The sequence below is a fragment of the Polaromonas sp. P1_E3 genome, from assembly GCF_056405935.1.
On sequence record NZ_JBFUBD010000255.1, the window covers coordinates 1 to 4014 of the forward strand.

The 4014-nt window shown below is 64.6% G+C and carries 5 protein-coding genes and 1 pseudogene; 1 reads left to right on the forward strand and 5 read right to left on the reverse strand.

Annotated features, from left to right (window positions below; genetic code table 11):
• Positions 1–437: FAD-dependent monooxygenase (locus AC1D0Z_RS17145; RefSeq protein WP_477659424.1), on the reverse strand; the 437-nt coding region annotated here is incomplete at its 3' end.
• A 124-nt stretch (positions 438–561) separates the two neighbouring features.
• On the opposite strand from AC1D0Z_RS17145, the gene AC1D0Z_RS17150 reads away from it, so the two are divergent.
• Positions 562–1407 (forward strand): IclR family transcriptional regulator domain-containing protein, encoded by an 846-nt coding sequence (locus tag AC1D0Z_RS17150; protein ID WP_477659425.1) that lies wholly within the window; start codon positions 562–564, stop codon positions 1405–1407.
• Here AC1D0Z_RS17150 and AC1D0Z_RS17155 read toward each other — a convergent pair.
• The 4 genes and pseudogenes from AC1D0Z_RS17155 to AC1D0Z_RS17170 all read right to left on the reverse strand — a co-directional run.
• Positions 1404–2252: a DMT family transporter gene (locus AC1D0Z_RS17155; protein WP_477659426.1), complete on the reverse strand. Its 849-nt coding sequence runs from the start codon at positions 2250–2252 to the stop codon at positions 1404–1406. The genes AC1D0Z_RS17150 and AC1D0Z_RS17155 overlap by 4 nt on opposite strands.
• A gap of 27 nt (positions 2253–2279) precedes the next feature.
• Positions 2280–3035, reverse strand: a complete 756-nt coding sequence (locus tag AC1D0Z_RS17160) for an ABC transporter ATP-binding protein (RefSeq protein WP_477659427.1) — start codon at positions 3033–3035, stop codon at positions 2280–2282.
• Positions 3035–3784: an ABC transporter ATP-binding protein gene (locus AC1D0Z_RS17165; protein WP_477659428.1), complete on the reverse strand. Its 750-nt coding sequence runs from the start codon at positions 3782–3784 to the stop codon at positions 3035–3037. Before AC1D0Z_RS17165 ends, AC1D0Z_RS17160 begins: the two co-directional genes overlap by 1 nt.
• Positions 3777–4014 (reverse strand): annotated as a pseudogene (locus tag AC1D0Z_RS17170) (branched-chain amino acid ABC transporter permease); the annotation flags it as partial. The pseudogene AC1D0Z_RS17170 and the gene AC1D0Z_RS17165, both read right to left, overlap by 8 nt.

The following is a 4014-nucleotide window of genomic DNA, read 5'->3' on the forward strand; positions in this document are numbered from 1 at the left end:
ACGCCGTGCTGCTCATAACGCACTTTGGGGCGTGGCCCGTCGAAATCATGGAGGCTCACGTTTTCGGCTTCGTACGCTGTTGGCAGCCCTGCTGCGGCGCGCGCGTCCATCAGGTCGCGCGTGACTTCCGTCTGGCCGTAGACCATCACCTGTTTGCCGCTGGTGAGTTGCTGCATGTCAATGCGGTGATGGGCGCCGCCAAAGCCCAGGGCAAAGCCGCCGTGCACCAGGCCTTCCTTGTGCATGCGGCTGCCCACGCCGGCCTCGTCCAGCAGGTCGGTCGTGCCTTGCTCCAGCACGCCTGCGCGTATGCGGCCCAGCACGTATTCCTTGCTGCGCTGCTCAATCACGATGGCATGGATGCCGGCCTTATGAAGCAGCTGGCCCAGCAAATGCCCGGCGGGGCCGCCGCCCACAATGGCTACCTGTACGCGCATGGTGTCTCCGTTAATTGTTCGGGCAACGTGCCCATGCGAGAAGGTTATGCGGCTGCGTGTACCGCGCCCAGCCCATGGCGGCACCTTTGCACGATGTCCGGCTCACTTGTGCGATGATCGCGCAATGGTCACTTCCCGAACCGCTTCGAAACCAGGTGCTTTCCCGATCGCCAAGCCCGACATGATTGAAGGCATGGCCAAAGGCATGGCCGTGCTGGAGAGTTTTGACACGCAGCGCCAGCGCCTGAACGCCACGCTGGCCGCGGAACGTGCTGGCATCACGCGGGCAGCCGCACGCCGGCACCTGCTGACGCTCACGCACCTGGGTTACCTGGAAACCGATGGCAGTTATTTCTGGCTGGCAGCCAAGATCCTGCGGTTTTCAGGCAGCTACCTGGCCACGGCACGCCTGCCGCGCGCCGTGCAGCCCGCGCTGAACCGGCTGGCCGCGCAAACGCAGGAGTCGTTTTCCGTTGCGGTGCTGGACGGCGATGAAATCGTCATCATCGGCCGAAGCGGCTTTGAGTGGAAGTCACCAGCAGATAGCGGCAGGGCGGCGCCGGCGCGCGTGCTGGCTTACGGGTTGCACCTCGGTGCGCGCCTTCCGGCGCATGCGACCTCCACCGGGCGTGTGCTGCTGGCCGCCAAAACAAAAAGCGACTTCAATGCCTGGCTGAAGGCCAGGACCGACACAGGCAACCTGGCCCGGCTGACGCTGCACACCACCACCGATCCGCGCAAGCTCAGGGCGTTGGTGGATCAGGTGCGTCTTGACGATTTCTGCGTGGCCAGCGAAGAGCATGAGCTGGGCGTGCATGCCCTGGCCGTGCCGCTGCGCGACATGCAGGGGCGCACGGTGGCTGCGCTCAATGTGGTGTCGTCGCCGCAGCGGCTGAGGCCTGAGGCCATGCGGCGCGAATTGCTGCCTTTGCTGCTGGATGCAGCGAGGGAACTGCGCTCGCTGCTTTAGCTTTTGGTCGGCGAAGGGCGTACGGCCAGCGCGACGCCGCCCAGAATGGCCGCGCAACAGGCCGCGACCGACCAGGCCAGCGGCTCCCCAAGAAAGACGATACCGCCCAGGGCGGTGATGGCCGGCACTGAGAGTTGCACCGAGGCCGCCGTAGTGGCGGGAAGCCGCTTGACCGCCGCGTACCAGACGATGTAACCCACAGCGGAAGTGAGCGCGCCGGAGGCCACGGCATAGGCCGCGCCACGCATATCCCAGATCAGCTGCGGGAACATCAGGCCGGCCAGCAACAGCGCTGGCGGTGTGGCGCGCAGGAAGTTTCCCGCAGTGGCCTGCGTCGCGTCACCGGCGTGTTTTCCGCGCAGCGAATACACCGCCCAGGCGATGCCGGCCAGCAGCATCAGCATGGCCGACGGCAAACGTGGGGCGGCGGCGCCCGGCAGCAACAGTGCGATGAGGCCGGCAACGGCAATTGCCAGGCCGGCGCTTTGCCTTGCGCCCAGCCGCTCGCCGCGGGCCAGCCCGGTACCCAGCATCGTGAGCTGCACCGAGCCGAACAGCAGCAGGGCGCCGGTGGCTGCCGGCAGGCTGACGTAGGCCAGCGAGAATGCGGCCGCGTAAACGAACAGCGCCGCGGCCGACCCCCAGTTGCCGGTCGCCGTGACACCACGCTGCCACATGAAAAGCCAGAGCACCAGCGCACCCGAGGCAATGCGAAGGGCTGTGAAGCTGGCCGCGTCAATCGGCGTGCTGCGTAGTGCGAGCCGGCAAAGGAGCGAATTGCCCGCAAAGGCGAGCATGGCCAGTACGGTGAGGCCCAGTGTCGAGGTGGTCCGTGACAGCTTCATGGTTGCTGCTCCCTGGCAACACCCGGCTCATACGCCCAGGTATTGCGCCAGCAGTTCAGGTTTGGCGTGCAGCTCGGCCGAGCTGCCTTCAAACACCACCTGGCCTTTGACCAGGATCACATTGCGGTCGGTGATCTGGGTGACGTGTTTCCAGTTCTTGTCGACGATCACGCTGCTGATGCCGGTTTCGCGGATCAGGCCGCAGATGCGCCAGATGTCCCGGGCAATCAGCGGCGCCAGGCCTTCGGTGGCCTCGTCGAGGATCAACACGTCAGGGTTGGTCATCAGCGCGCGGCCTATCGTCAGCATCTGCTGTTCGCCGCCAGACAGCTGCTGCCCGCCATGGTTCAGGCGTTCTTTCAGGCGCGGAAAGGTGTCCAGCACACGTTCGTAGGTCCAGTCGTTTCTGCGGCCCACGCCGTCTGCGGCGCTTCCTGGCCTGCCGGCGCGCGCAGCCATTTTGAGGTTCTCGGTCACGCTGAGATTGCCGAAAATGCCGCGGCCTTCGGGCACGTAGGCGATGCCGAGGCGGGCTATTTCGTAGGGTGGGGCGCCCGTCATGGGCCTGCCGTTGATGGCGACCGAGCCGGAGCGCGGTTTGACGAGGCCCATGATGCTTTTGAGCAGCGTGCTCTTGCCCATGCCGTTGCGGCCCATGAGGCCTATGGTCTCGCCGCGTGCGACGTGAAAGTCAATGCCGCGAAGGATGTGGCTGGCGCCGTAGTAGGTGTTGATGTCCTGGGCGCCGATCAGGATGTCGATCTGTTTTTCGGGGGCGTTCATCAATGTTCCTCTCCGAGGTAAGCCGCCTGCACGCCCGCATCGGCGCGGATCTGCGCGGGCGCACCGCTGGCGATCACCTGGCCGTTGACCATCACGGTGAGCTTATCGGCCAGGGTAAAGACCGCGTCCATGTCGTGCTCGACCAGCAGGATGCCGTGATTTTTCTTGATGGTCAGCAACAGGGCGACCATGCGCTCGGCCTCGGCCACGCCCATGCCGGCCAGCGGCTCGTCGAGCAGCAGCACCTGCGGCTCGGTGGCCAGCGTCATCGCGATCTCAAGCTGGCGTTGCTCACCGTGGCTGATGGTGCCGGCGATGCTGTGTTTGCGGTGTTGCAGGCCGGCCAGTTCCAGCGCCTCTTCGGCGCGGGCGTTGACATCGGCGAAGCTGGTGGCGCGCTTGAGCCAGTGCGCGGCATGCGGCGCGCGTGACTGTGACGCCAGCCGGACGTTTTCCCAGACGCTGAAGGGCAAAAAGATATTGGTCTTCTGGTAACTGCGGCCCAGTCCCTTGCCCGAGATTTTTTCGGGTGTCCAGCCTGTGATGTCGTGCCCGCCCAGCGTGACCGTACCCGAGGTAGGCGGCAAGTCGCCAGAGAGCAGGTTGGTCAGCGTGGATTTGCCGGCGCCGTTGGGGCCGATGACGGCGTGAATGTGGTTGCGCCACAGATCAATAGAGACATCATTGACCGCCGCCAAACCACCAAAGCGTTTGGTGAGATTTTTTGCACTGAGGAGTAGATCAGTCATGGCCAACCTCCGCTTTGTCTTTGCGCTGGGTGAATTTTTCGACCAGGCCCAGGATGCCGCGCGGCGCAAATGTGACCAGCAGCACGATAAAGAGGCCCATCCACAGCTGCCAGTGCTTGCCCAGGTTGACGCTGCCGATTTGCGGCAAGTCCTTGAAGACATGCAGTAGATATTCAAACGCGAACGCGCCGACGATGGCGCCGGCAAAATTGCCCATGCCACCCAGAATG

What these genes read in the sequence shown, in the direction of transcription:
- AC1D0Z_RS17150 (WP_477659425.1), top strand. Translation starts at nt 562, where the DNA reads ATGGTCACTTCCCGAACCGCTTCGAAACCAGGTGCTTTCCCGATCGCC.
- AC1D0Z_RS17155 (WP_477659426.1), bottom strand. Translation starts at nt 2,252, where the DNA reads ATGAAGCTGTCACGGACCACCTCGACACTGGGCCTCACCGTACTGGCC.
- AC1D0Z_RS17160 (WP_477659427.1), bottom strand. Translation starts at nt 3,035, where the DNA reads ATGAACGCCCCCGAAAAACAGATCGACATCCTGATCGGCGCCCAGGAC.
- AC1D0Z_RS17165 (WP_477659428.1), bottom strand. Translation starts at nt 3,784, where the DNA reads ATGACTGATCTACTCCTCAGTGCAAAAAATCTCACCAAACGCTTTGGT.